The organism is Pseudomonas sp. R1-1 (assembly GCF_051132135.1).
Lineage (GTDB): Bacteria > Pseudomonadota > Gammaproteobacteria > Pseudomonadales > Pseudomonadaceae > Aquipseudomonas.
The window spans coordinates 1,913,339-1,938,141 of record NZ_CP071663.1; the positions used below are offsets into that span (position 1 = coordinate 1,913,339).

Sequence of the window (24,803 nt, forward strand, 5' to 3'; positions counted from 1 at the left end):
GTAAGCCTGCTCGCGATGGCGTCATACCAGTCGACATGTTCATCGACTGATACACCGCTATCGCGAGCAGGCTCACTCCTACATGGGGATAGGTTTATTTCAGATGTTCTTTCAGCTCTTGCGAAGCCTGCAACATCGCCGAGCGCACTGCCGGCACCTGGCTGACCACGTTGAGCAAACCGTAATCGTGGATCATGCCGTTGTAACGCACCGACGTCACCGGCACACCGGCTTCGTCGAGCTTGCGCGCATACGCCTCGCCTTCATCGCGCAGGACATCGGCGCTGGCGGTTTGCACCAGTGCTGGCGGCAGACCTTTGAGTTGCGCGGTGGTAGCGCGCAGCGGTGAGGCGTAGATCTCGTTACGCTGTTTCGCGTCGGTGGTGTAGTTGTCCCAGAACCACTTCATCATGTTGCGGGTGAGGAAGTGCCCCTCGGCATACTGGTTATAGGAACCGGTGTCGAAATTGGCGTCGGTCACTGGCCACAGCAGCGCCTGAAATCTGATCGCCGGGGTGCCCTTGTCCTTGGCCATCAGTGCAACCACTGCGGCCATGTTGCCGCCGACGCTGTTGCCGGCCACGGCCAGACGTTTGCCGTCGACGTTGATCTCCTTGCCGTGTTCCGCCACCCACTTGGTGGCGGCGTAGGCCTGGTTGATCGCCACCGGGTAATGCGCTTCAGGCGAAGGGGTGTAGTTGACGAATACCGCCGCCGCACCCGAACCGGCCACCAGATCGCGGACCAGACGTTCGTGGGTCGGGAAATCTCCCAGCACCCAGCCGCCACCGTGGAAGAACATGAACACCGGCAGCTCGCCCTTGACCCCGGCCGGCCGGACGATGGTCAGGCTCAACGGTTGGCCATCGACCTGGATGGTCTTCTCGCTGACATCGGCTTTTGGCAGTGTCAGTTTGACCCCGGACTGCGCGCCGACCAGCACGGCGCGAGCGTCCTTGGGCGACAGTTGCTCGATCGGCTTGCCGCTGCCGGCATTCAGCACATCGAGAAACGCCTGGGTGTTGTGCTCGACATCACCGGCGAAGGCGCTGTGCACGGACAGGGCGAGAAGGGTACCGGTCAAGACTTTGCTGAAAGTGTTCATGTTCAATTTCCTTGTTCGGGCCGGGGCTCAGTGATTACACGGTCACGTGCAGACGGACGTCGACGTTGCCGCGGGTGGCATTGGAGTACGGGCAGACCTGGTGAGCCGCGTCGACCAGGGTTTGCGCATCGGCTTGTTCCAGACCTGGCAGGCTGATGTGCAGGTCGATGTCCAGACCGAAGCCGCCGGGGATCTGACCGATACCGACGTGGGCGGTGATCGAAGCGTCATCAGGGATCTTGCGTTTGGTCTGGCTGGCAACGAATTTCAGCGCGCCGATGAAGCAGGCCGAGTAGCCGGCAGCGAACAGTTGCTCCGGGTTGGTCGCCGCACCGCCAGCACCGCCGAGTTCTTTTGGCGTGGCGAGTTTGACGTCGAGGATGTTGTCGCTGGAGATCGCACGACCGTCACGGCCGCCAGTGGAGGTTGCGATTGCGGTGTAGAGAGTTTGCATGGTGTGAGCCTCGTTGGGTTGTGGTTTTGTGCGCTAATTGTTTGCGCGCTAAGTAGGTGTGAAGCGAATGTATAGCGCTAATGTTTAGCGCGCAAGATAAATTTTCAAAAAAATTTTCCTGAGCGTGATCTTTGGTAGATCAATCTTCTTGAAAGGATTGAGATAGAGGGACCGGAGGGGGGGTTGAAGCCTGAAAATATTTTTCAGGCGAAGGAGATCAAGTGTAGGAGTGAGCCTGCTCGCGATAGCGATGAGTCAGAAATACATGTGCTGACTGACCCAGCGCAATCGCGAGCAGGCTCACTCCTACAGGGGGGACGGGGGTGGGGCTTAATTCAGGCTGTCTTGCAGGTGCCCGCGCAGCGCCTGCAGTTCAGCTTGCAGCTTTTGCAAGCGTTCCAGGGTAAAGCCGCTGGCGCCGAGGATGCACTGCGGAATGCTTTGCGCCTTGTCCCGCAGGGCCCGGCCTTGCTCGGTCAACTCGACGATGACCACACGCTCGTCCTCGCGACTGCGCGTGCGGCTGAGCAAGCCTTCTGCTTCCAGACGCTTGAGCAGTGGCGTCAGCGAGCCCGGATCGGTGAGCAGGCGTGTGCTGATTTCTCCGACCGTCAAACCATCCTGTTCCCACAACACCATCATCGCCAGGTACTGCGGGTAGGTCAGGTTCAGCGCTTGCAGCAGCGGCTTGTAGACCTTGGTCATCATCAGCGAAGTGGAATGCAGGGCGAAGCAGGCCTGGTTAGCCAGCAGCAGGTCGTCGCAGGTGTCGCGTTCGGAAGTCATGGTGCAAGCCTTGTTCAGTAATGCGATGAATCTAGCGCTCGAATCTTTAATGCGCCAGATAATTTTTCCTGAGCCTTGAGCCTTGAGCCTTGAGCCTTGAGCCTTGAGCCTAGTGCCGGCCCAGATCCCGTTGCAACGCCAGATCCCAGGGAGGAACAGGGCTGAAGCGGGTTTTCAGATATTCCAATAGCAAGCGGCTGCGTGAGTGGGTCTGCTGACCCATGCGCAAGGCGTAAATGCCGGCGGATTCTGCTTCGGGCAAGCCGTTGTCGCAGAACAGCGGCAGCAGTTCGCCGCGCAGCAGGTATTCGCTGGCCAGCCAGGTCGGCAGATGGGCGATACCCAATCCGGCCAAAGCGCCGCAGACCAACGCTTCGGCGTTGTTGGCGCTCAGGCGGATACGGGCCGGACGGTGCAACTGCAATTGCCCGTCGAGTTGAAAGCGCCAGGCGAAGGGCGGGGCGAGGCCGTCCCAGTCGAGCCCGTCGTGTTCATTCAGTTGTGCGGGATGGCTCGGCACGCCACGGCGTTTCAGGTAATCGGGGCTGGCGCAGGCGATGCGCACAATGCTCGCCAGTGGCGTGGCCACCAGACGCGTGTCAGCCAGTTGCCCGGCGCGCAGGACCAGGTCGACTTTGCCCAGGTTCGAGCCGTCCATGTCGATGAAGCTGTCGATCAAATGCAACTGCACGTCCAGGCCCGGGTATAGCAACAGAAAGTCAGCGAGCACCGGCGCCAGATGGCGGCGCCCGAACGCGGCGGGCGCGTCGATGCGGATCAAGCCTTCCGGCGCACTGCTCAGCGACACCGCTTCGGCGCGGGCCAATTGCAGCTCGGCGACAATTCGCCGTGCGCGCTCGGCAAAGGCCAGCCCGGCCGGCGTCGCGCGCACCGCATGGGTGCTGCGCACGAATAACTGGCTGCCTACCGCGCTTTCGAGATTGTCGATACGCCGGGCGACCGCCGAAGGTGTTAGCGGATGGCGGCGTGCGGCGGCGGAAAAACTGCCGCTTTCCAGCACATCGAGGAACAGTCCGAGCTGATCGGTTAATTGATTGGGGTTCATGGAATGGGCGCTTATGCGGAATCGGCACAGCCATTGTGCGTTGCTGTGCGTTTCCCCGCCAGCCGCGACTGCGTAGCATGGCAAGCCTGACGAAGAGGAATGCGCTGTGATGGATTTTCTGATTTACCTGCTGTTCGGCGCTGCGCTTGGCACGCTCGGCGGCATTTTCGGTATCGGCGGCGGCTTGATTGCCATTCCGTTGCTTGGCGTGTGGTTCGGGCTCGATCAGCAGATCGCCCAGGGCACGGCGCTGGTAATGGTGGTGCCGAACGTGATGCTGGCGCTGTGGCGATATCACCAGCGCAACCGCATCGAGGTGCGCCATGCGCTGCCGTTGGCACTGATGGGTTTCTGCTTTGCCTGGCTCGGTTCGATCTGGGCGGTGGGCATCGATGCGCAAACCATGCGCATCGGTTTCGTAGCTTTTCTGGTGGCGTTGTCGGCGTACAACCTGTTGAAGATGTTCGGCCCGGTACCCGCGGCGACCTCGCAAATGCGCTACTCGTGGCCGTGGCTCGGTGTGCTCGGCGCCGCTTCGGGAACCATGGGCGGTTTGTTCGGCGTGGGCGGGGCGGTGGTGGCAACGCCGGTGCTGACCAGTCTGTTCGGCACCACTCAGGTGGTTGCTCAAGGTTTGTCCCTGGCACTGGCCTTACCCAGCACTGGCGTTACCCTGGTGACTTATGCGGTGCACCACGAAGTCGACTGGATGATTGGACTGCCGTTGGCGCTCGGCGGTCTGGCCAGCATCAGTTGGGGCGTTAAAGTCGCCCACGCGATGCCGGAAAAACTTCTGCGCGGGCTGTTCTGCGGTTTCCTGGTGCTGTGTGCGGTGATGCTCGCGTTTAAAGTTTGAAGCCTTCGACGATGTGTTCGGCCAGACATTCAGTGATCGGCGACGGATTGTTCAGGTTGCGGATCAGCATGATGCTGGCCTCGGGCAGTAATGGCAGGTCTTCAGCGGCGCCGAGAATGCGCATGTCCGGGGTGATCAGGCTCTCCAGTTGCGCGGTGATCGCCAGGCCCGCGCTGACAACGGCCATCAACGCCGACAGGCTGGTGCTGTTATAGGCGATGCGGTACTCGCGGCCCATCGCGTCCAGCGCATTGCACGCCCATAAACGGCAGAAACAATCACTGTTGAACATCGCCAGCGGCAGCGGCGTCTGTTCGTGGGCGCTGAAGTTCTGCGCCTCGGCCCAGACAAAACGCTCCTTGCGCAACAGTTGGCCGATCTCGTTACCCGGCTCGCGGGTGACGATCGATAAATCCAGATCGGTGCGCTGCAGCAACTGTTTGGTCGACTCGCAATGCACCTCGATCTGGATCAGCGGATAGAACTGCGCAAACCGCGAGAGAATCCCCGGCAGAAAGCGCATCACGTAATCATCCGGCGTGCCGATGCGCACGGTGCCGACCATGTGCGGCTCGCGCAAGGTGTTGAACACCTCGCTGTGCAACTTGAGGATGCGCCGCGCATAGCCGAGCAATACCTGGCCTTCGGCGGTGAGGCGCACCTGACGGCCATCGCGCTCGAACAACTGGCGCTGCAACACGTCTTCTTCCAGACGCTTCATCTGCATGCTCACCGCCGATTGCGTGCGGTTGACCATCTCGCCGGCGCGGGTGAACCCGCCCTGATCGGCAATCGCCACAAAGGTGCGCAGGACATCGGTATCGATACTGGGGTAAGCGGACAATTGATGAATCTCCGTGATGCATGCCATCAGAAACATTCGTTGGATTGATCTTAGCGTCGGGACGAGACTTGAGCCATCCACAAAGGGAGGCAAGACGATGAAAGGTCAAAGAGAGTATGTGAACGAAGAACAGCTGTCCGGCCACGGCCATATCGTTTCCGATCTGCTGCACAAGTTTAGCCGCTGGTACGAATTGCACCGTGAACGCGAGTTGCTCGCCAGTCTGAGTGACGAAGCGTTGAAGGACATCGGTGTCAGTCGTGCCGACGTTGAACACGAAGCCGTGCGGCCGTTCTGGGATGATCCGATGCATAAATGATGAGGCCACCGCTACACAAACCCCTTTCAGGTGAGGTAGGTTGCGAGCAGACATGGAGGAATAAATGCCCGCGACAGTGTCGTTTTCTCTCAAACAGGCGCGACGTCTGGCGCTGGCTGCCCAAGGGTTCAACGGGCGCCAGCCGCCGACCGTCAAGGCGCCGCACCTCAACCGGCTGATCGAACGGCTGGGCCTGCTGCAAATCGACTCCGTCAACGCCGTGGTGCGCTCGCACTACCTGCCGCTGTTTTCCCGTCTCGGTGCCTATTCTTTGGATTTGCTCGACCAGGCTGCCTGGAGTTCGGGGCGTCGGCGCACGTTGTTCGAATACTGGGGGCATGAAGCGTCGCTGCTGCCGCTGTCGATGTACCCGTTGCTGGGCTGGCGCATGCAGCGGGCCCGGCGCGGCGAGGACATTTATCAGCAACTGGCGACATTCGGCCGCGAGCAGCAAGAGACGATTCGCCGGGTGCTGGCAGCGGTTGAAGCGCAGGGCGCCTTGGGCGCCGGCAGTCTTTCGACCCGCGCCGACAAGGCCGGCCCGTGGTGGGACTGGAGCGCGGAAAAGCTTGCGCTGGAATGGTTGTTCGCTGCCGGTGAAGTGACCGTGGCCGGGCGACGCGGGTTCGAGCGTCTGTACGATTTGCCCGAGCGAGTGATTCCTGCGGCGATCCTGCAGCAGCGGATGCCCGACGAGGCGGAGGCGCAACGCGAACTCTTGCTGCATGCTGCGGGGGCGTTGGGCGTCGGCACGGAGAAAGACTTGCGTGATTATTTCCGCTTGAGCCCGACGGATGCGCGGTCGCGTCTGGCCGAGCTGGTCGAGGCGGGGCAATTGCAGATGTGCGAGGTGGCCGATTGGCGGCAGATCGCCTACTGCCTGCCGGAGCCCGCAGTGCCGCGTAAAGTCATCGCCAGTGCGCTGTTATCGCCGTTCGATTCGCTGATCTGGGAACGCAGCCGCACCGAGCGCTTGTTCGATTTCCGTTATCGGCTAGAGATTTATACGCCGCAACCCAAGCGGGTTTACGGCTATTACGTGTTGCCGTTTTTGCACAACGAGCGGATCGCCGCACGGGTCGATCTGCGCGCCGAGCGAGCGGCGGGGCAGTTGGCGGTGCATGCGGTGCACGAGGAAGAAGCCGGGCTGGACGAGGAGGGGATGCTGGCGCTGGCGGTGAGTTTGCGCAGGATGGCAAGTTGGCTGGGCCTGGCGCGGGTGCAGCTCAATTGTCAGCGTGAGAGTGCGGCGCGGCTTAGGGTGGCACTGGCACAGATTGATAGCGCCTGAGCTGGCCTCATCGCCAGCAGGCTGGCTCCCACATTGGTTCTGTGCCGGACACAAAACCCCTGTGGGAGCTAGCCTGCTAGCGATTGGGGGCGACGCGGTCTAGCGTCGGACCTGTTTCAAGGTCTCGGCAATCAAAAACGCCAGCTCAAGCGACTGATCGGCATTCATCCGCGGATCACAATGGGTGTGATAACGGTCCGACAAGCCATCCTCAGTAATCGGCCGTGCGCCGCCGATGCATTCGGTGACGTTCTGCCCGGTCATCTCGATATGAATGCCGCCGGCGTAGCTGCCCTCAGCTTCGTGCACCTGGAAGAACTGCTTCACTTCACCAAGGATCTGCGCAAAGTCGCGGGTCTTGTAGCCGCTGCTGGCCTTGATGGTGTTGCCGTGCATCGGATCGGAGCTCCACAGCACTTGCTTGCCTTCGCGCTGCACTGCGCGAATCAGCGCCGGCAAGTGATCGCCGACCTTGTTCGCGCCCATTCGCGCGATCAGGTTGAGGCGGCCGGGATCGTTGTCCGGGTTGAGCACATCGATCAGGCGGATCAGGTCGTCGGGATCCATGCTCGGGCCGACTTTCACGCCAATCGGGTTGTTCACCCCGCGGAGGAATTCCACATGCGCGCCGTCCAGTTGGCGGGTGCGGTCGCCGATCCACAGCATGTGCGCCGAGCAATCGTAGTAATCGTTGGTCAGGCTGTCGCGGCGCACGAAAGCTTCTTCGTAGTTCAGCAGCAGCGCCTCGTGGGCGGTGAAGAAACTGGTTTCGCGCAGTTGCGGCGAGCTGTCCATGCCGCAGGCGCGCATGAACGCCAGGGTTTCATCGATACGATCAGCGAGGTGGCTGTACTTTTCGGCCAGCGCCGAGTTGGCGATGAAGTCCAGGTTCCACTTGTGCACTTGGTGCAGGTCGGCAAAACCGCCCTGAGCAAAGGCGCGCAGCAGATTCAGGGTCGCGGTGGACTGGTGATAGGACTGCAGCAGGCGTTCTGGATCGGGCACGCGGCTCTTTTCGTCGAAACCGATGCCGTTGACGATATCGCCACGATAGGCCGGCAGCGTCACGCCTGCGATGGTTTCATCGTTGGCCGAACGCGGTTTGGCGAACTGACCGGCCATGCGCCCGACTTTGACCACCGGGCAACCGGCGGCGAAGGTCATGACGATCGCCATTTGCAGCAACACTTTAAACGTGTCGCGAATCTTGGCAGCGGAGAATTCGGCGAAGCTTTCCGCGCAATCGCCGCCCTGCAACAGGAAGGCCCGGCCCTGGGTGACTTCGGCAAACTGACGGCGCAGCTCGCGCGCTTCGCCGGCAAACACCAATGGCGGATAACTGGCCAGGGTTTGCTCGACCTGACGCAGGTGCGCAGCGTCGGGGTATTGCGGTTGTTGCTGGATCGGCAGGGCGCGCCAGCTGTCAGGGCTCCACGGTTGGCTCATCACGGTCTCGAAGTTTCATACGCAGGGGAACGCCATGGTAGCAGCAATTAGTGCGTGACCTGTTCCCGCCCCATCACCGACAATTGCCGCTTTGCCACGGCACCACAGCGGTGCCATCGCGTCACCGCGCCCGGTGACCATCAGGAGACGAAATGACTGAGGAGCGCGTCGAGCATCTGCTCGCCGAAGTACAGGATGAGTTCGGCGTGATTCGCGTGCTGGAAGTGGCCGATTACCGCTTTCTCGAATTTGGCGATGCCATCGAACAGAGCTGCGTGTTCACCGCCGATCCGAGCTGGCTCGAATACGACTACACGCGCGCCATGCTGATTGGCGCGCTATGCCACGAGCAACCGGAAAGTGCGCTGTTTCTCGGCCTCGGTGCCGGTACGCTGACCCAGGCTTGCCTTGAATTCCTGCCGCTGGAAGACGTCGAAGCCATCGAACTGCGCCCGGACGTGCCGCGCCTGGCGATTGAATACCTGGGTCTGGACGACGATCCGCGCTTGTACATTCGGGTCGGCGACGCCCTCGAGTTGTTGCCGAGCGCAGAGCCGGCGGATCTGATTTTCGTCGACCTCTATACCGATGTCGGGCCGGGCGTCGGGCATCTGGCCTGGAGCTTTCTCGGCGACTGCCAGAAGCGTTTGAACCCGGGCGGCTGGCTGGTGATCAATCAATGGGCGACGGATGACGGCAAACCGCTGGGCGCGGCGTTGCTGCGCGGGCTCTACCACCGGCATTACTGGGAACTGCCGGTGAAGGAAGGCAATGTGATTCTGATTGTTCCGGCGGACCTTGATCAGGTGCTCGACGTGCAGGCGCTGACGGCACGGGCGCAAGCATTGGCGCCAAGATTGGGGTATTCGTTGCAGTCGTTGATCAACAGTATTCGCCCGGCGACCTGAGTCGGCAGTGCCGGCCTCATCGCCAGCAGGCTGGCTCCCACAGGGTTCTTCGTCGTACACAAAACCCCTGTGGGAGCTAGCCTGCTAGCGATGGCGGCCTGATGAACGGCACATATTCAGACCCCTTTGAAAACCCCGGGCCGCCGCTCCACCAACGACCGCACGCCTTCCTTGGCATCTTCAGTGGCCAGCAATTTCTTCACCAGTGCAGGCAATCCCTGCGCCGCCGCCGTCTCGCCCTCATAGCGCGCCTGCCGTGCCGACAGCAACGTCGCCTGCACCCCCAGCGGCGCCTGCCGGGCAATCCGTTCTGCCAGCTCGATGGCACGCGGCATCAGGTCTTCGCTGGCCATCACTTCCTGCACCAGGCCCAGATGCAACGCGTCATGCGCATCGAATTCATCCCCGGTCAGCAGCCAGCGCATCGCGTTGCCCCAACCGGCGATCTGCTGAAAGCGTAAAGTCGCGCCACCAAAAGGAAAGATCCCACGCTGAACCTCCATTTGCGCGAAGCGGGTATTGCTCGCGCAGAGGTTGACGTCAGCAGCCAGCATCAGCTCGATACCGATGGTCAGGCAGTAACCCTGCGCGGCGACGATCACCGGTTTGCTCACTCGTGGCCCGACGAACACGCCCCACGGATCGCAACCGCCGATCGGCACCTGCCAGCCTTCAGCGAAAGCAGCGCTGGCATTGAGCAGATCCAGGCCGGCGGTGAAATGTTCGCCATGGCCGAACACCACCGCTACCCGCGCGTCGCTGTCTGCCTCGAATTCGCCATAGGCCAGACTCAAATCATTAAGCAGGTCCAGATCAAAGGCGTTGCGTTTGGCCGCCCGATCGAGGCCGATCAGGTGGACATGACCGCGACGTTCGCGGCTGACGCGACCCGGACAGGGCTGGTTCATGGCTGAATCCTCGGGCGGGAAGAGCGGCGCCGCGACGGTATGTCGCAGCTCGATGAATCGTTTAAGCGGCATCACACGCCGTGGCGGGCCTTTGCAAAATAGACCCTGGCGCGATTATCTGCAAAACCCCGTTACACAGCGCTGACACAGCGATCCGACCGATAAAAAAAGCTCCCTTTTCGGGCAAAATCCGGTATAGTGCGCGCCGGCCTTTAACCGGGCCGCGTTTAGGTAGCGCAATTCCCCGAAGTCAGCTTCGGCTGCACGTCCGCACTGCGGGCTCTTCCTTGACGATTCATCTTCATTCATTCGTTTTCGCAAATCCCCGCCGACAAAGCTGCCAGGGCGACTCTTGAGTCTCAACACGGCATGCGCAGCTTTGGAGCATGGGTCTTTGCGGATGCACTTAGAGGCAGACCCATGACCCAGGAAACCGGCGGATTCGCCGCTTTTAATCTCAACCCGAATATTCTTGCAGCCGTCGCAGCGACTGGCTACGAAGAGCCTTCGGCGATTCAGCAGCAATCGATCCCGATCATCATGGCCGGCCAGGACATGATTGGCCAGGCGCAAACCGGTACCGGTAAAACCGCCGCGTTCGCACTGCCTATTCTGCACCGCATCGATCCTGCCAAGCGCGAACCGCAAGCCCTGATCCTGGCGCCGACCCGAGAGTTGGCGCTGCAAGTAGCAACCGCTTTTGAAACCTACGCCAAGCAAATGCCAGGCGTTACTGTCGTGGCCGTTTACGGCGGCGCGCCGATGGGCCCGCAACTCAAGGCTATCCGTAATGGCGCACAGATCGTTGTCGCCACCCCGGGTCGTCTGTGTGACCACCTGCGTCGCGACGAGAAAGTCCTGTCGACCGTGAACCATCTGGTGCTCGACGAAGCTGACGAAATGCTGAAACTGGGCTTCATGGATGACCTGGAAGTCATCTTCAAGGCTCTGCCAGCGACCCGTCAGACCGTTCTGTTCTCGGCGACCCTGCCGCAGTCGATCCGCGCCATTGCCGAACGCCACCTGCGCGATCCGCAACACGTCAAGATCCAGACCAAGACCCAGACCGTTACCGCGATCGAACAGGCTCACCTGTTGGTTCACGCTGACCAGAAGACCTCGGCCGTGCTCAGCCTGCTGGAAGTCGAAGACTTCGACGCACTGATCATGTTCGTGCGCACCAAGCAAGCGACTCTGGATCTGGCCAGCGCCCTCGACGCCAAAGGCTACAAAGCCGCGGCGCTGAACGGTGACATCGCCCAGAACCAGCGTGAGCGCGTCATCGACTCGCTCAAGGATGGCCGTCTGGACATCGTCGTCGCCACCGACGTTGCTGCTCGTGGTCTGGACGTTCCACGCATCACCCATGTGTTCAACGTGGACATGCCGTACGATCCGGAATCCTACGTGCACCGTATCGGCCGTACCGGCCGTGCCGGTCGCGAAGGTCGCGCACTGCTGCTGGTGACTCCACGTGAGCGCCGCATGCTGCAAGTGATCGAGCGCGTCACCGGTCAGAAGGTTGCTGAAGTCCGCCTGCCGGACGCTCAGGCCGTTCTCGATGCACGCATCAAGAAACTGACCAACAGCCTGTCGCCGCTGGTTGGCGATGCCGAGTCGACTCACGGTGATCTGCTCGATCGCCTGACCGCTGACATCGGTTGCACTCCACGTGCACTGGCTGCAGCGCTGCTGCGCAAAGCCACCAACGGTCAAGCGCTGAACCTGGCGGCGATCGAGAAGGAACGTCCACTGGTGCCGAACAACGCACCGCGTGGCGACCGTCCTGAGCGTTCCGGTGATCGTCCTGATCGTGGTGACCGCGAGCGTCGCGCGCCAATGCCTCTGGGCGAAGGCCGTGCTCGTTGCCGTACCGCGCTGGGCGCGCGTGACGGTATCGCAGCGAAAAACCTGCTGGGCGCGATCCTCAACGAAGGTGGCCTGGCCCGCGAAGCGATCGGTCGCATCCAGGTGCGTGACAGCTTCAGCCTCGTCGAGCTGCCGGAAGATGGTCTGGACAAACTCCTGACCAAACTGAAGGACACTCGCGTTGCCGGCAAACAGCTGAAACTGCGTCGCTACCGCGAAGATTGATCCGCTCTCGGGCTGATTGATCGCACATAAAAAATCCCCGACTGGTTCGGGGATTTTTTTTGCCTGTCTTTCGGGTTCACACAAAACCCTGTGGGAGCCAGCCTGCTGGCGATGGCGTCAGCCAAAGCGATAGATATCCATCCCCAACGCCCCCATCGTGAACCCCTTGTGCGCCACGCTGAACTCACCTCCGGCACCTCGCGCAAAGTACAGCGGCAACAAATGCTCATCACTCGGATGACTGCGCACCGCATGCGGCGCCTGCTGGCGGTAATCGTGCAATGCCGTCTCATCATCGGCTTCGAGTTTGTGGATGATCCAGTCACGAAAATCCCGCGCCCACGGCTCGACGCTCTCGGGGCCGGCATGCCAGTCAAGTTCGCGCAGGTTGTGAGTGATGCTGCCAGAGCCGATCAACAGAACGCCCTGATCGCGCAGGCTCGCCAGCGCGCGGCCAACCCGCGTTTGCAGCGCCGGTCCCGCACGACTTGGCAGCGACACCTGCACCACCGGAATGTCCGCTTGCGGATACATCAGCGACAGCGGCACCCAAACGCCATGATCGAACGGGCGTTGCGGGTCGAGGCGCGCCGGCAGGTGGTTGGCGGTCAGCAGGGCGGCAACCTCGGCGGCCAGTTGCGGATTGCCCGGCGCCGGATACTGCACCTCGAACAATGCGCGAGGAAAGCCGCCGAAGTCGTGCCAGGTTTCTGGCTGCGGATGACTGCTGACCAGCAACTCCTGGCTTTCCCAATGCGCGGAAACCACGACAATGGCTTTGGGTCTAGGCAGTTCGGCCGCCAGCCGCGCCAATGCCGGGCCGCTGGCGCCGGGTTCCAGGGCCAGCATGGGTGAGCCATGGGAAATGAACAGGCTGGGCAACATGGTGGATTCCTGAGGATTAAGATGGCTCATCTTCGGTCAGTTGACCGATTTGAATCTAATATAAGTTTTCGCGGTTTTTTATCGATTTTTCGGGAGTGATGCATGCAGCCTGAGTTTTGGTACAAGAAATGGGATTCGAACCAGATCGGCTTTCATCAGTCCGAGGCCAACCCGTATTTGCGACGCTATTGGCCCGACCTGTCGATTGAGCCCTTGGCGCGTGTGCTGGTGCCGCTGTGCGGGAAAAGTCTGGATTTGCTGTGGCTTGCCGAGCGTGGCCATCAGGTGCTCGGGGTTGAGCTGTCGGAGAAGGCGATCGAGGGCTTTTTCAGTGAGCATAAGGTTGAACCGCAGATCAGCCAGAAAGGCGCTTTCAAGGTTTACCGCAGTGATGCCATCGAGCTGTGGTGCGGTGACTTCTTTGCGTTGACGGCGCAGGACGTTGCCGGTTGCACGGCGTTGTACGACCGCGCCGCGCTGATCGCCTTGCCGGCGCCGATGCGTGAACGTTATGCGGCGCATCTTCAGCAAATCCTTGCGCCCGGCGTGCAGGGATTGTTGATCACCCTCGATTACCCTCAGGCGCAAATGCCCGGGCCGCCGTTTGCGGTGGATGATGACGAGGTGCAACGGTTGTTCAGTGAGGGCTGGCAGGTGCAGAGGCTGGAAGAGCAGGATGTGTTGGCCGAGAGTCCGAGGTTTTCCGATGCGGGGGTGACGGAATTGGTGGAGCGGGTTTACCGGATTTCCAGCCGATAGTTATGTGCAGGCAGTTCCGGCCTCATCGCGAGCAGGCTCACTCCTACATTGATTTATGGTGGGTCAAGGATTATGTGAATACCACAAATCCTGTGGGAGTGAGCCTGCTCGCGATGAGGCCTTATCAGTCGCCGAAAAATATTCAGGAAAACGCAAAAAGGCCCGCATCACTGCGGGCCTTGTCTTTTACAACCGGTTAAATCAACCGCGACGACGCAACGCGTCGATACGCTCTTCCAGCGGCGGGTGGCTCATGAACATGCGGGCGAAGCCCTGTTTGATGCCACCGTTGATGCCGAACGCGTTCAGGGTGTCCGGCATGTGCACCGGCAGGCCCTGTTCGGCGCGCAGACGTTGCAGCGCGCCGATCATCGCGTTGGTGCCGGCCAGTCGGGCGCCGGCTTCGTCGGCACGGAATTCGCGCTTGCGCGAGAACCACATGACGATCGCGCTGGCGAGAATGCCCAGTACCAGTTCGGCGAAGATCGTCGCCACGTAGTAGGCGATGCCCTGGCCTTCTTCGTTCTTGAAGATCACCTTGTCGACGAAGTTGCCGATGATCCGTGCGAAGAACATCACGAAGGTGTTCACCACGCCCTGGATCAACGCCAGCGTGACCATGTCGCCATTGGCGACGTGGCCGATCTCGTGGGCCAGCACGGCTTTGACTTCATCGGGCGAAAACCGCTCGAGCAGGCCCTGGCTGACCGCGACCAGCGCGTCGTTCTTGTTCCAGCCGGTGGCGAAAGCGTTCGCTTCGTAGGCCGGGAAAATACCCACTTCGGGCATCTTGATCCCGGCTTCGCGGGACAGTTGCTCGACGGTTTGCAGCAGCCATTGCTCGTGCCGGGTCCGCGGCTGGCTGATGATCTGGGTGCCCGTGCTCATCTTCGCCATCCACTTGGAGATGAACAGCGAGAACAGCGAGCCGGCGAAACCAAAGACGGCACAGAAAACCAGCAGCTGACTGAGGTCGAGGTCGACCCCGTTGGCCGCCATGAACCCGTTGAAGCCGAACAGGCTCAGGGTGATGCTGGCTATCAGCACGACCGCCAGGTTAGTGGCCAAAAACAGCAGGATGCGCATCATGGTTGTAGAAATCTCCTCAAGCTAAAGATGTAGCGTACTGCGGGGTATATAAGGTGCTGCACCCGGCTATTCAACTGAGTGACTATTTCAAACTGTGTCCTACAGTGAATTCTTCAGTACCGGGCACATTTCCCACGTCAGATCAGGACAAGGATGACGGGCAGTCGCGACCCGTCGTCATTACCCCGGACGCTGTTAGCGGGCACGAAACGCAAGTGTAGAAGGCCTGTGCGCAGGCGGAACGCAGAAGTGTTGCTGAATCAGACAGTGCGCAACATTGGGCTGTTGCGCACTGCTGGCCAGTTACTGGCGGTAGGACTTGAGGAAGTTACCGATGCGGCCGATGGCCATTTCCAGATCGTCGACGCGGGGCAGGGTGACCACACGGAAGTGGTCCGGCCATGGCCAGTTGAACGCCGTGCCTTGCACGACCAGCAGCTTTTCCGAAAGCAGCAGGTCGAGGACGAATTTCTCGTCGTTGTGGATCGGGCAGACTTTAGGGTCGATTTTCGGGAACGCATACAGCGCGCCCATCGGCTTGACGCAGCTGACGCCAGGAATGTCGTTGAGCAATTCCCAGGTGCGATTGCGCTGTTCCAGCAGGCGACCCTGCGGCAGCACCAGATCATTAATGCTCTGATAGCCGCCCAGCGCGGTCTGGATTGCATGCTGGCTCGGCACGTTGGCGCACAGGCGCATGTTGGCCAGCATGTCGATGCCTTCGATGTAGCTCTGTGCGTTGTGTTTCGGCCCGGAAATGGCAATCCAGCCCGAGCGGAAGCCGGCCACGCGGTAGGACTTCGACAGGCCGTTGAAGGTCAGGCAGAGCAGGTCCGGCGCCAGCGAGGCGGTGCAGATGTGCACGGCATCATCATAAAGGATCTTGTCGTAGATCTCGTCGGAGAACACCACCAGATTGTGCGCCCGGGCGATTTCCAGCATGCCCAGCAGCACTTCCTTCGAATACACCGCGCCGGTCGGGTTGTTCGGGTTGATGATCACCATCGCTTTGGTGTTCGGGGTGATTTTGGCCTTGATATCGGCCAGATCGGGGAACCAGCCGGCGCCCTCGTCACACAGGTAATGCACGGCGTTACCGCCGGCGAGGCTGACGGCAGCGGTCCACAGCGGGTAATCCGGGGCCGGCACCAGCACTTCGTCGCCGTTGTTGAGCAGCGCCTGCAGCGACATCACGATCAGCTCGGACACGCCGTTGCCCAGGTAAATGTCTTCGATGCCGACGCCTTCGACATTCTTCTGCTGGTAGTACTGCATCACGGCTTTGCGCGCACTGAACAGGCCTTTGGAGTCGCTGTAGCCTTGCGCGGTCGGCAGGTTGCGGATCACATCCTGAAGAATTTCGTCCGGCGCTTCGAAACCGAACGGTGCCGGGTTGCCGATGTTCAGCTTGAGGATGCGCTGGCCTTCCTCCTCCAGACGTTTGGCGTGCTTGAGCACCGGGCCGCGAATGTCGTAGCAGACGTTGGCGAGCTTGTTCGATTTGCTGAACTGCATGGCGATGTGATCCTGAAAATGAACGATCCAGGCGGCGAATGGACAACCGTACTGGGAATCCTGCGTCTGCACACAGGCGGACCGATCGAGCCGTGGCTCGGAGAATCCGTTTGAATGCGCCCGGTCTGGCTGCCAGACTGGTGCGTGACGAGGCGCAATCATACGTGCCGCCCGATCCGTGGAAAAGGTACAGATCGGGCTTTTTCAGCCGCTGAGGTGTGATGATGGAAAAGTTGCAAAAAACCCTGGAAGAATGGAAAGCCATGCTCGATCCGGAGCAGTACAACGTGTGCCGCCTCAGTGCCACCGAGCGCCCGTTCTCCGGCAAATACAACGACACCAAGACCGATGGCGTCTATCACTGTGTCTGCTGCAACGAGCCGCTGTTCGATTCCACCACCAAGTTCGATTCCGGCTGCGGCTGGCCGAGTTTCTACGCGCCGATCGGCGAAAGTGCGATGACCGAAATCCGTGACACCAGCCACGGCATGATCCGCACCGAAGTGAAGTGCGCGCGTTGCGATGCGCATCTGGGCCACGTGTTCCCGGACGGCCCGCCACCGACCGGCCTGCGCTATTGCATCAACTCGGTGTGCCTGAATCTCGAACCACGCCAGTAAGCGTCAACAGGGCGGCCGCCGGGTCGCCTTTTTATCCGGTAATTAAATTGCACACAATTGAATTGCTCGCTATGTTTGCTCTTTCCCGACCTTCCGTGGAGCCCGACTCATGAGCGACAACCTGCTGAACATCCCCTGCACCACTATCAAGGGTGAGCAAAAGACTCTGGCCGATTTCGCCGGCAAAGCGGTGCTGGTGGTCAATACGGCGAGCAAATGCGGCTTCACTCCGCAGTACAAAGGCCTCGAAGAGCTGTGGCAGACCTACAAGGATCAGGGGCTGGTGGTATTGGGCTTTCCCTGCAACCAGTTCGGCAAGCAGGAGCCGGGCAACGAAGGCGCGATCAGCGAGTTCTGCGAATTGAATTTTGGTGTGAGCTTCCCGCTGTTCAAAAAGGTCGAGGTCAACGGCGCCGGCGCTCATCCATTGTTCGTGCAGTTGAAGAAACGCGCGCCCGGCGTCCTCGGTTCGCAAGGCATCAAGTGGAACTTCACCAAGTTTCTGATCGGCAAGGACGGCCAGTTGGTCAAGCGCTTCGCCCCGGCCACCAAGCCGCAGGACCTGAGCCGCGAGATCGAAGCCCTGCTCAAATGAACAGCCTGCCGCTCGTTTCGCTGAAGCTCGACAGCCAGTTGTGCTTCAAGCTGTATGCCGCTTCGCGGGCGGTGATTCGCGCCTACAAGCCGATGCTCGATCAGCTCGGCCTGACGTACCCGCAATACCTGGCGATGCTGGTGCTGTGGGAATGGCAGGACGTCGCTCCGCAGCAACCGACCGTCAAAGCCCTGGGCGAACGTCTGGTGCTGGATTCGGGCACGTTAACGCCGCTGCTGAAACGTCTGGAGCAATTGCAGTTGGTGCAGCGCCAACGTTCGGCCCGCGACGAACGTGAAGTGCACTTGAGCCTGACGCCTGAGGGACAGGCGCTGCGTGAACAGGTCGGGCCGCTGAGGGCCCGCCTGTTATGCGACAGCGGGGTGGATCTGGACCGGCTCAACCAACTGCGCGACGGCCTCGACCACTTGTTGGGACAGATCAAGGCGCTGGGGTAGGCGGCACCCACTGATCGAGCAGGGCCGCCAGCTCCTCGCGGCGGAACGGCTTGGCCAGATAATCGCTCATGCCGGCCGCGCGGCAGCGTTCGCGCTCCTCGGACATGGCGTTGGCGGTCAGGGCGACAATCGGCAGTTGCGGCCAGCGTCCGCTCTGGCGGATCTGCCGGCTCGCTTCGTAACCGTCCATCACCGGCATGTTGCAATCCATCAGCACCAGATCGAAATCGTTGAATTCAAGCTGATCCAGCGCTTCGGCGCCGTGGGCAGCGACGACGACTTCGCAACCCAGCTTGCCGAGCATGCCCTTGGCCACCAGCTGGTTGACCGGGTTGTCCTCGACCAGCAAGACCCGCCCGCGAGTGTTTGCGGTCGAAGCGTCTTGCTGCGCATCGTTGATCGCGACCACTTCCGGCTGCAAAGTGCGCCGCAGGTTCTGGTACAGCGCGTTACGCGCCAGCGGGCGGGCCTGTTGTTGCAGGGGCGCGAGGGCGGCGGCTTCTTCGCTCGGCAGGAAACTGCCGTAAGCCGTCACCAGCAGGATCGGCGCGGTGATGGTCGGTCGCAGCCCGAACAGGCACTCCGGGCAATCGGTAATCAACACGTCAGGTTTCAGGCCCAGCAGCGAATCATCGATGGTGCGCTGCGTGTACTCCAGGCCCCAGACCGGCAGCAGACTTTGCAACAGTTCCGCCAGACCGCTGCTGGCTGCGGTAATGGCCAGAATCTTCCCTTGCAGCGGCGCCGGCGCCAGGTCGCGGGTATGACAGGGCAGGGGCAGCTCGGCGCAGAACTGACTGCCGAAACCGATTTCGGAACTGATCGTCAGCCGGCCCTGCATCGCTTCGCAAAGGTTGTAAGTCAGCGCCAGCCCCAGTCCGGTGCCGCCGTATTGGCGGGTGATACCGGCGCCGGCCTGGGTGAACGGCTGGAAGATTTTCAACTGCGCTTCCTGAGCGATGCCGATGCCGGTGTCACAGACTTCAATGCGTACGCCGTCCTTGTAGGTCGACAGGCGCACATCGACCCGGCCGAAGCGGGTGAATTTCAGCGCGTTGGACAGCAGGTTGCTGACGATCTGCCGCACCCGGGTCGGGTCGCCGAGCACCAGTGCCGGAAAGTGCGGATCGATCAGGCAGGTCAGCTCGACGCTTGGCGCGGCGTTCTGTGACAGCAGGTTGGCGGTGTCTTCGATCAGCGAGCCGAGATCGAACGGGATGTGTTCGAGCTCCAGTTGCCCGGCATCGAATTTCGACAGGTCGAGAATATCGTTAAGCAGCTCGACCAGCACCTTGCCCGAGTCATGGGCGATCGATAGCTGTTGCTGCTGTTCGGCATTCAGCGGGCCGTCGAGCGACAGCGCGATCATCCCCAGCAAGCCGTTGAGCGGTGTGCGGATTTCGTGGCTCATGTTGGCGAGAAACGCCGAGCGCGCTTCGGCCATGTCCAGCGCGGTGCTGCGCGCGATTTCCAGTTCCTGGTTGGACTGGCTGAGCCGCGCATTGATGGCCTTGAGTTCGGCAGTGCGCGCCGAAACGATGTTTTCCAGTTGACCGAGGTAGTCGGTCAGACGGTTTTCTGCATTGCGCCGCTGCTGGATCTCGGTGGCAATGTTCTCGAATTGCTGATTGGCGACTTTGACCAGCACGCCGATTTCATCGTTGGCATGGCCAGCGGGGCATTCCAGAGTGGTCGGCTCGGCGCTGCGCGGGTCGCGGCCGCTGAGTTCGCGGATGACCCGCACCAACGGCTTGGTCAGCATCACGTAGAACAGCGCGAGCAGAATGCCGGTCAGCAGCAGGCTACGGGCGAAACCGTTGAGCAGGGTGATCTCGGCCCGGCGCAGGAACCGGCTGCCGAAGGCGTAGGTGTCGACTTCCAGATTCAATACGCCAAGCGATTCATTGGGCAGGTGATCCAGATACAGGCGATCCTCGAACTGGCGCTTGGCGCCAAACAGAAAATCGCTGATCACCCGATAGCCGCTCTGCAGCTCCGGGCGTTTGACGTTGGCCAGTACCGTGCCGTTGTTGTCGGTGAGGGTCGCCGAGATGATCGCCGGCGAGCGCAACAGGCCCAGGGTCAGTTCCTGCGCCAGTTCGGCATCGATGTTGTAGGCGATGCGCGAGGCCGGATTGTGGCTGATTTCCAGCAGCGACAGGATTTCACGGTTGATGGAGGCGTCTTCGCTGGCATAATCGATGCCGATTTGCAGCAGGCTGAGCAGCGTGCCCAGAATGAACCCGACCAGCACGGTAAGCCTGGCTTGTTTGAACGACAGCCGGTGGGTGAATTTGATATCCATGGGGTGTTGAACCACTTCCGTTTCCCTTCGCTGCTCAAGCATAGTCGATCATGTATGGATACCGAGGTTCCCGAATCGCCTTGTAACAAGGCTTGCTCGGGTGATTTGGGTCTGTGTGTCGTCGCTGGATCGTCATCATCACTGTGAACGTGCCCGAGGAGAAGACGTGGATTCCCGATTGAATGCTTTTCTTGAACGCGCCGAGTCGGTTCTGGAGCGCATCGAACCGTTGTTGCCGGCGCCACGGCCGGTGATCGACTGGGGCACCTGCCTGGCTGCGCGCTGGCAGCGCGACGGGCGCAGCGGCTATCTGCTGCCGCTGGAAGTCAGCCTCGACATGCGCTTGTCGGACCTGATCGGCGTCGACCGGCAACTGGAACAACTGGGCCGCAACACCCAACAGTTTCTCGATGGCATGCCGGCCAACCATGCGTTGCTCTGGGGCTCGCGCGGTACCGGCAAGTCGTCGCTGGTGCGCGCGCTGCTGGCGGAACACGCCGCGGCCGGCCTGCGCCTGATCGAGATCGAGCGTGACCATCTGGCGGACCTGCCGCGGGTGGTCGAGCAGATCGCCAAACTGCCGCAACGCTTCGTGCTGTTTTGCGACGACCTGTCGTTCGAATCCGGCGAAGGCGATTATCGCGTGCTGAAAAGCGTGCTCGATGGCTCGCTCGAGCAGGCGCCGGACAACGTCTTGCTGTACGCCACCTCGAACCGTCGCCATCTGGTACCGGAAAAGGAAAGCGACAACGAAAACTGGAAACGCGTCGACGGCGAACTGCATCCCAGCGAAGCCGTTGAAGACAAGATCGCGCTGTCGGACCGTTTCGGCCTGTGGCTGTCGTTCTACCCGTTTACCCAAGAACATTTCCTCAACGTCGTCGAACACTGGATCGGCCAGTTGGCGGCCAAGGCCGGCCTGAGCTGGCAGCGTGACGAAGCGCTGGACATTCTCGCCGTGCGTTGGGCCACCGGCCGCGGCAATCGCAACGGACGTTGCGCGTATCAATTTGCCCGCTATTGGGTGGGCCTGAAATTGCTGGAGCACAAGGCATGATCGATTTGCAACAAAGTGGCCAGGGCCTTGAAGGCTATGGCTTGTTGGCGGCACAGCTGGAATCGCTGCTGGCGGACGAGCGCGATTTTATCGCCAACGCCGCGCAGTTTTCGGCCTTTCTGTTTAACCAGCTCGATGACCTGAACTGGGCCGGTTTTTACCTCAATCGCAACGAGGAGCTGGTACTCGGCCCGTTCCAGGGCCAGATCGCCTGTGTGCGCATTCCGTTTGGTCGCGGTGTCTGTGGCGCGGCGGCAGCTACGCGGCAGACCCAGCGCGTCGAAGACGTGCACGCCTTCCCGGGACATATCGCCTGCGACAGCGCTTCCAACAGCGAGTTGGTCGTGCCGCTGGTCAAAGAGGGTCGCCTGATCGGTGTGCTTGATCTCGACAGCCCGAAACTTTCGCGTTTCGCTGCGCAGGATCAGGCCGGCATCGAGCAACTGGCGGCGATTTTCCTGCGTCTGACCGACTGCTGATCACGGATCGAGGCCAGCCTTGAGCAACAGGCTGGCCGGGTCGACGCTGTCGATCTGCGCCGGGTCGAGAAAACGCTCGGCGTACTGCCGGTACACGCCTTCGCTGATGAACAGGCCAAACAGCTGCGCATCGATGTGCGCTTCGCGGCACATGGTTGCCATGATCGCCAATGCCTCGCTGAGGGTCTTGGCTTTCTTGTAGGGGCGATCGGCAGCGGTCAATGCTTCGAAGATATCGGCAATTGCCATCATCCGCGCCGGCAGGCTCATTTCTTCACGCTTGAGACGTTTCGGGTAGCCGGTACCGTCCATTTTTTCGTGATGGCCGCCGGCGATTTCGGCAATGCTCTCGAGATGGCCGGGAAAGGGCAGGTGGCTGAGCATCATGATCGTCTGCACCATGTGGTGGTTGATCACATAGCGCTCCTCGCGGGTCAGCGTGCCGCGGCTGATGCTCAGGTTGTACAGTTCGCCGCGATTGTATTTGTAGCGCGGCACATCGAGCTTGAAACCCCACGGATTGTCTTCGGGAATCAACTCGTTGGGGTCACGTTCGAGCAGATGTTCGGGCTTGTCCGCCAACAGCTTTTCCCGGACCGGTAAGCTTGGCGCGGGTGTGTGTGCCTGCCGCCGGTTCTCCTCCCACGAAACGCCCAGACGATCATCCAGCGTACGCATCCAGGTGCGCTGCGCCAGTGTGTTCAGGCGTTGCAGATCGGCGTCAGCCATGGCCTCGCTGCCCAGGTTGCAACGCGCGACAAACGCAAAATCGTCATCCAGCGCCGCCAGCGTCGTGTCGCGCAGGCCCGCCAGGGCGGACTCATCGCCGCCCATGGCAAGTGCCTGCCAATAGCTGACCCAGGCATCGCGCTTGAGTACTTCGAAACGCGTGCGGATTTCGTGGATGCGGTCGTTGATGGTTTCCAGTTTGGTGGCCTTGTCGACCACGTATTCCGGCGTCGTGACCTTGCCGCAGTCGTGCAACCACGCGGCGATGTGCAGGGCTTCCCATTCATCCTCGCTGGGCTGGTAGGCGCGGAAGGCCGGCGCATCGCTGGCCGCTGCCGCCTGAGCGAGCATCAGTGTCAGCTCTGGCACGCGCTGGCAATGCCCGCCGGTGTAGGGGCTTTTCGCATCGATGGCGCCGGCCAGCAATTGAATGAATGCATCCAGCAGTTGCTTCTGCCGCGCTTGCAGACGCTGGCTCTCGATGCTCACCGCGGCTGCTCCGGAAACGGCCTGCAGGAAGGCGATACGGTCCGGTCGCAGTTTTTCCAGATCGGCCGTGGTGCCGCTGTCATTGACCAGCAGAATCAGCAGACCGATGGTTTCGTCATGGCGATTGTGCAGACGGATGCCGATCAGATGGATGCGCGGCGCTTGCATCGCCAGCAGGACTCTTTGCAGATCCCCGGCCTGATCGAAACCCAGATGGCTGACGACATTGTTGGCGCTGATCAATTGCTCGAACCACTCGGGGCCGTTGCTGTGCTGCAGGTCGTGACCCTGTATGTCGAAGTTTTCCAGCGCCTGGGGTGCGCCGTCTATGACTAAGCCGTAAGGCTCCATGCGTGTGCTGTCGCTTTCGCGCAGGTAAATCAGTCCGGCCTGCGCCTGGGCGATCTGCACCGTTTCGAACAGCACCCGTTGCAACAGAGAGGCGAAGCGCGTTTCCGCGCCGAGGGTGTCGGTGATGCGGAAAAAACTCGCCAAGGTGTCTTTCATCCGCGCCATCGACACGCTCAACTGATCGACTTCGAGCACCGGTGAGCGGCGTGCCGAGGGAAAGTCGAAATTGAAACTGCGGATCGCGTCGGCCTCCTTGACCAGCGCGTGCAAAGGCTTGACCAGAATCCGGGAAATCACCCAGCCCAACGGCAGGCACAGCAGCAGGATCGCCAAGGTGATCAGCGCGCCTTGCCAGCGCAAGCGGTAGGCATCGACGAGCAGTTCGTCTTCCGGCACCAGCAACGCCAGTTGCAAACCCTTTGGCCCGCCTTCCTCGACGGTGCTGCGCGCGACAATCCACTGCCGGCCTTCGGCACTGACGCGATTGCTGGTCTGGGCGCCGGTCAGCAGTGCATGCAGGGCAGGGCTCAGATCGGCGGCCTTGGCCAGGCTCGCCGCGCTGCCGTCGACGATCAGGCGTTGGCTGTCCGGGTAGGCCACGGCGTTGCCGTCTGCATCGAACAGGGCGATCTCGGTGGACGGCGTGACCACGTGCTTGCTCAAGGTTGCCGACAGAGCGACCAGTGTCAGGTCGGCGCCGATCACGGCGTTGTCGCCACTGCGTCGGGCCAGGGTGGTGCCGACGTTGTGTGTGGAGAAAAACACATAGGGCTCGGTGGTGATCTGCTCGTTCTGCTCGCGCGCCTGGGTGAACCAGGCGCGGCTGCGCGGATCGTAGCGGTCGGCGAGATTGTCCTGACGACCGACCGGCAGCAGCGCCGGGTCGAAAAACAGCGACTGCGAGTGCAGGTTGCCCTGCGCATCATGCTCGATGCTCCAGACCTGAAACGCTGCAGCCTCGGGCGCCTTGACCAAGGTCTTGAGGGCGGCGCTGCGCAATGGCCGCACCATGAAAAAGTCGCCGTTGGCATAACCCAGGTACAGCGAGGCCAGGCTCGGGTTGTCGGTCAGCGACTGGCTGAAGGGGCGCAGCAAGGGCAGGCGTTGCTCGAGGCTGGCTGCCTGCGCGGCCGGATCACCGGCCAGCAGGCTCAGCAGATGGCGGATCGGTTGATAGGTGGCGGCCATGTCCAGACGCACATCCTGTTCGATGCGGTTGAACAGTTTTTCGCTGCTCGACAGGATGATCTGCGTGGTCTGGCGGTAATTGAAAACCCCCAGCACGACCCCGGTGAGCAGCAGCAAACAGGTGAACATGACGCTGATGTGCACGTGCAGCGGTAACCGGCGTTGTTCCGGGCGCAGTGGGCTGGGCATTTCTGGCTCTCCATGATG

23 protein-coding genes are annotated in these 24,803 nt (G+C 61.2%); 11 read left to right on the forward strand and 12 right to left on the reverse strand.

Annotated elements, in window-relative coordinates; all coding sequences use genetic code 11:
- Positions 1-94: 94 nt before the first annotated feature.
- The 4 genes from J3P75_RS08795 to J3P75_RS08810 all read right to left on the reverse strand — a co-directional run bounded on the left by J3P75_RS08795 (position 95) and on the right by J3P75_RS08810 (position 3,411).
- A complete protein-coding gene (locus tag J3P75_RS08795; protein WP_258448467.1) occupies positions 95-1,105 on the reverse strand; it encodes an alpha/beta hydrolase in 1,011 nt (336 codons plus the stop codon).
- Between the two features lie 34 nt (positions 1,106-1,139).
- Complete coding sequence (locus J3P75_RS08800) at positions 1,140-1,559, reverse strand: organic hydroperoxide resistance protein (protein ID WP_027613448.1); 420 nt, start codon at positions 1,557-1,559, stop codon at positions 1,140-1,142.
- 330 nt (positions 1,560-1,889) lie between these two features.
- Entirely contained in the window at positions 1,890-2,345 is a 456-nt protein-coding gene (locus tag J3P75_RS08805; RefSeq protein WP_208940306.1) for a MarR family winged helix-turn-helix transcriptional regulator, read from the reverse strand.
- Between the two features lie 109 nt (positions 2,346-2,454).
- On the reverse strand, positions 2,455-3,411 hold the full coding sequence (locus J3P75_RS08810; protein ID WP_203418882.1) for a LysR family transcriptional regulator: 957 nt from the start codon (positions 3,409-3,411) through the stop codon (positions 2,455-2,457).
- 106 nt (positions 3,412-3,517) lie between these two features.
- Between J3P75_RS08810 and J3P75_RS08815 the strand changes: the two genes are divergently transcribed.
- Positions 3,518-4,267, forward strand: a complete 750-nt coding sequence (locus J3P75_RS08815) for a sulfite exporter TauE/SafE family protein (RefSeq protein ID WP_434709948.1) — start codon at positions 3,518-3,520, stop codon at positions 4,265-4,267.
- Here the strand turns inward: J3P75_RS08815 and J3P75_RS08820 are convergent.
- Positions 4,257-5,111, reverse strand: coding sequence for a LysR substrate-binding domain-containing protein (locus J3P75_RS08820; protein WP_007908606.1), 855 nt, complete (start codon positions 5,109-5,111; stop codon positions 4,257-4,259). The genes J3P75_RS08815 and J3P75_RS08820 overlap by 11 nt on opposite strands.
- 97 nt (positions 5,112-5,208) lie before the next feature.
- Here J3P75_RS08820 and J3P75_RS08825 point away from each other — a divergent pair, with 97 nt between their 5' ends.
- Together J3P75_RS08825 and J3P75_RS08830 are read left to right on the forward strand one after the other, a co-directional pair.
- Positions 5,209-5,430, forward strand: coding sequence for a DUF1127 domain-containing protein (locus tag J3P75_RS08825; protein ID WP_258448469.1), 222 nt, complete (start codon positions 5,209-5,211; stop codon positions 5,428-5,430).
- A 64-nt stretch (positions 5,431-5,494) separates the two neighbouring features.
- Positions 5,495-6,721, forward strand: a complete 1,227-nt coding sequence (locus J3P75_RS08830) for a winged helix-turn-helix domain-containing protein (protein WP_434709949.1) — start codon at positions 5,495-5,497, stop codon at positions 6,719-6,721.
- A 99-nt stretch (positions 6,722-6,820) separates the two neighbouring features.
- Here the strand turns inward: J3P75_RS08830 and J3P75_RS08835 are convergent, their stop codons facing one another.
- Entirely contained in the window at positions 6,821-8,167 is a 1,347-nt protein-coding gene (locus tag J3P75_RS08835; protein ID WP_434596598.1) for a class II 3-deoxy-7-phosphoheptulonate synthase, read from the reverse strand.
- A gap of 152 nt (positions 8,168-8,319) precedes the next feature.
- On the opposite strand from J3P75_RS08835, the gene J3P75_RS08840 reads away from it, so the two are divergent.
- Positions 8,320-9,075 carry a spermidine synthase gene (locus tag J3P75_RS08840; protein WP_434709950.1) on the forward strand — a complete coding sequence of 252 codons (756 nt, stop codon included), beginning with the start codon at positions 8,320-8,322 and terminating at the stop codon, positions 9,073-9,075.
- Positions 9,076-9,191: 116 nt separating this feature from the next.
- Here the strand turns inward: J3P75_RS08840 and J3P75_RS08845 are convergent, their stop codons facing one another.
- Positions 9,192-9,983: a crotonase/enoyl-CoA hydratase family protein gene (locus J3P75_RS08845; protein ID WP_434709951.1), complete on the reverse strand. Its 792-nt coding sequence runs from the start codon at positions 9,981-9,983 to the stop codon at positions 9,192-9,194.
- Positions 9,984-10,403: 420 nt separating this feature from the next.
- Here J3P75_RS08845 and J3P75_RS08850 point away from each other — a divergent pair, with 420 nt between their 5' ends.
- A complete protein-coding gene (locus J3P75_RS08850; RefSeq protein ID WP_090284939.1) occupies positions 10,404-12,077 on the forward strand; it encodes a DEAD/DEAH box helicase in 1,674 nt (557 codons plus the stop codon).
- A 117-nt stretch (positions 12,078-12,194) separates the two neighbouring features.
- On the opposite strand, the gene J3P75_RS08855 is transcribed toward J3P75_RS08850, so the two are convergent.
- Complete coding sequence (locus tag J3P75_RS08855; protein ID WP_434709952.1) at positions 12,195-12,962, reverse strand: DODA-type extradiol aromatic ring-opening family dioxygenase; 768 nt, start codon at positions 12,960-12,962, stop codon at positions 12,195-12,197.
- Positions 12,963-13,064: 102 nt separating this feature from the next.
- Between J3P75_RS08855 and J3P75_RS08860 the strand changes: the two genes are divergently transcribed.
- On the forward strand, positions 13,065-13,721 hold the full coding sequence (locus J3P75_RS08860; RefSeq protein ID WP_434709953.1) for a thiopurine S-methyltransferase: 657 nt from the start codon (positions 13,065-13,067) through the stop codon (positions 13,719-13,721).
- Positions 13,722-13,922: 201 nt separating this feature from the next.
- On the opposite strand, the gene htpX is transcribed toward J3P75_RS08860, so the two are convergent.
- Complete coding sequence (gene htpX / locus J3P75_RS08865) at positions 13,923-14,810, reverse strand: protease HtpX (RefSeq protein WP_123466521.1); 888 nt, start codon at positions 14,808-14,810, stop codon at positions 13,923-13,925.
- 303 nt (positions 14,811-15,113) lie between these two features.
- Positions 15,114-16,325 carry a pyridoxal phosphate-dependent aminotransferase gene (locus J3P75_RS08870; protein ID WP_025113152.1) on the reverse strand — a complete coding sequence of 404 codons (1,212 nt, stop codon included), beginning with the start codon at positions 16,323-16,325 and terminating at the stop codon, positions 15,114-15,116.
- A 224-nt stretch (positions 16,326-16,549) separates the two neighbouring features.
- Here J3P75_RS08870 and msrB point away from each other — a divergent pair, with 224 nt between their 5' ends.
- From msrB to J3P75_RS08885, 3 genes are all read left to right on the forward strand, one after another.
- Complete coding sequence (gene msrB, locus J3P75_RS08875) at positions 16,550-16,945, forward strand: peptide-methionine (R)-S-oxide reductase MsrB (protein WP_434596610.1); 396 nt, start codon at positions 16,550-16,552, stop codon at positions 16,943-16,945.
- Positions 16,946-17,054: 109 nt separating this feature from the next.
- Positions 17,055-17,540, forward strand: a complete 486-nt coding sequence (locus J3P75_RS08880; protein ID WP_093099714.1) for a glutathione peroxidase — start codon at positions 17,055-17,057, stop codon at positions 17,538-17,540.
- Positions 17,537-17,998, forward strand: a complete 462-nt coding sequence (locus J3P75_RS08885; protein WP_434709954.1) for a MarR family winged helix-turn-helix transcriptional regulator — start codon at positions 17,537-17,539, stop codon at positions 17,996-17,998. Before J3P75_RS08880 ends, J3P75_RS08885 begins: the two co-directional genes overlap by 4 nt.
- Here J3P75_RS08885 and J3P75_RS08890 read toward each other — a convergent pair.
- Positions 17,982-20,303 carry a response regulator gene (locus J3P75_RS08890; protein WP_434709955.1) on the reverse strand — a complete coding sequence of 774 codons (2,322 nt, stop codon included), beginning with the start codon at positions 20,301-20,303 and terminating at the stop codon, positions 17,982-17,984. The two genes, J3P75_RS08885 and J3P75_RS08890, sit on opposite strands and share 17 nt — an antisense overlap.
- 166 nt (positions 20,304-20,469) lie before the next feature.
- On the opposite strand from J3P75_RS08890, the gene J3P75_RS08895 reads away from it, so the two are divergent.
- On the forward strand, positions 20,470-21,360 hold the full coding sequence (locus J3P75_RS08895) for an ATP-binding protein (RefSeq protein WP_434709956.1): 891 nt from the start codon (positions 20,470-20,472) through the stop codon (positions 21,358-21,360).
- The gene (locus J3P75_RS08900; protein WP_434596617.1) at positions 21,357-21,839 is read left to right on the forward strand and encodes a GAF domain-containing protein; all 483 of its coding nucleotides are present in this window, start codon (positions 21,357-21,359) and stop codon (positions 21,837-21,839) included. The genes J3P75_RS08895 and J3P75_RS08900 overlap by 4 nt, the downstream gene beginning before the upstream one ends.
- Here J3P75_RS08900 and J3P75_RS08905 read toward each other — a convergent pair whose 3' ends face one another.
- The gene (locus tag J3P75_RS08905; RefSeq protein ID WP_434709957.1) at positions 21,840-24,785 is read right to left on the reverse strand and encodes an HD domain-containing phosphohydrolase; all 2,946 of its coding nucleotides are present in this window, start codon (positions 24,783-24,785) and stop codon (positions 21,840-21,842) included.
- Between the last annotated feature and the right edge of the window lie 18 nt (positions 24,786-24,803).

Excerpts from the sequence above, each read along its gene's own strand:
- J3P75_RS08835 (WP_434596598.1), bottom strand. The coding sequence starts at position 8,167 with ATGAGCCAACCGTGGAGCCCTGACAGCTGGCGCGCCCTGCCGATCCAG.
- J3P75_RS08840 (WP_434709950.1), top strand. The coding sequence starts at position 8,320 with ATGACTGAGGAGCGCGTCGAGCATCTGCTCGCCGAAGTACAGGATGAG.
- J3P75_RS08830 (WP_434709949.1), top strand. The coding sequence starts at position 5,495 with ATGCCCGCGACAGTGTCGTTTTCTCTCAAACAGGCGCGACGTCTGGCG.
- J3P75_RS08810 (WP_203418882.1), bottom strand. The coding sequence starts at position 3,411 with ATGAACCCCAATCAATTAACCGATCAGCTCGGACTGTTCCTCGATGTG.
- J3P75_RS08885 (WP_434709954.1), top strand. The coding sequence starts at position 17,537 with ATGAACAGCCTGCCGCTCGTTTCGCTGAAGCTCGACAGCCAGTTGTGC.
- J3P75_RS08825 (WP_258448469.1), top strand. The coding sequence starts at position 5,209 with ATGAAAGGTCAAAGAGAGTATGTGAACGAAGAACAGCTGTCCGGCCAC.
- J3P75_RS08905 (WP_434709957.1), bottom strand. The coding sequence starts at position 24,785 with ATGCCCAGCCCACTGCGCCCGGAACAACGCCGGTTACCGCTGCACGTG.
- J3P75_RS08890 (WP_434709955.1), bottom strand. The coding sequence starts at position 20,303 with ATGGATATCAAATTCACCCACCGGCTGTCGTTCAAACAAGCCAGGCTT.
- J3P75_RS08860 (WP_434709953.1), top strand. The coding sequence starts at position 13,065 with ATGCAGCCTGAGTTTTGGTACAAGAAATGGGATTCGAACCAGATCGGC.
- J3P75_RS08900 (WP_434596617.1), top strand. The coding sequence starts at position 21,357 with ATGATCGATTTGCAACAAAGTGGCCAGGGCCTTGAAGGCTATGGCTTG.
- msrB (WP_434596610.1), top strand. The coding sequence starts at position 16,550 with ATGGAAAAGTTGCAAAAAACCCTGGAAGAATGGAAAGCCATGCTCGAT.
- J3P75_RS08805 (WP_208940306.1), bottom strand. The coding sequence starts at position 2,345 with ATGACTTCCGAACGCGACACCTGCGACGACCTGCTGCTGGCTAACCAG.
- J3P75_RS08870 (WP_025113152.1), bottom strand. The coding sequence starts at position 16,325 with ATGCAGTTCAGCAAATCGAACAAGCTCGCCAACGTCTGCTACGACATT.
- J3P75_RS08850 (WP_090284939.1), top strand. The coding sequence starts at position 10,404 with ATGACCCAGGAAACCGGCGGATTCGCCGCTTTTAATCTCAACCCGAAT.
- J3P75_RS08795 (WP_258448467.1), bottom strand. The coding sequence starts at position 1,105 with ATGAACACTTTCAGCAAAGTCTTGACCGGTACCCTTCTCGCCCTGTCC.
- J3P75_RS08855 (WP_434709952.1), bottom strand. The coding sequence starts at position 12,962 with ATGTTGCCCAGCCTGTTCATTTCCCATGGCTCACCCATGCTGGCCCTG.
- J3P75_RS08845 (WP_434709951.1), bottom strand. The coding sequence starts at position 9,983 with ATGAACCAGCCCTGTCCGGGTCGCGTCAGCCGCGAACGTCGCGGTCAT.
- J3P75_RS08800 (WP_027613448.1), bottom strand. The coding sequence starts at position 1,559 with ATGCAAACTCTCTACACCGCAATCGCAACCTCCACTGGCGGCCGTGAC.
- J3P75_RS08880 (WP_093099714.1), top strand. The coding sequence starts at position 17,055 with ATGAGCGACAACCTGCTGAACATCCCCTGCACCACTATCAAGGGTGAG.
- htpX (WP_123466521.1), bottom strand. The coding sequence starts at position 14,810 with ATGATGCGCATCCTGCTGTTTTTGGCCACTAACCTGGCGGTCGTGCTG.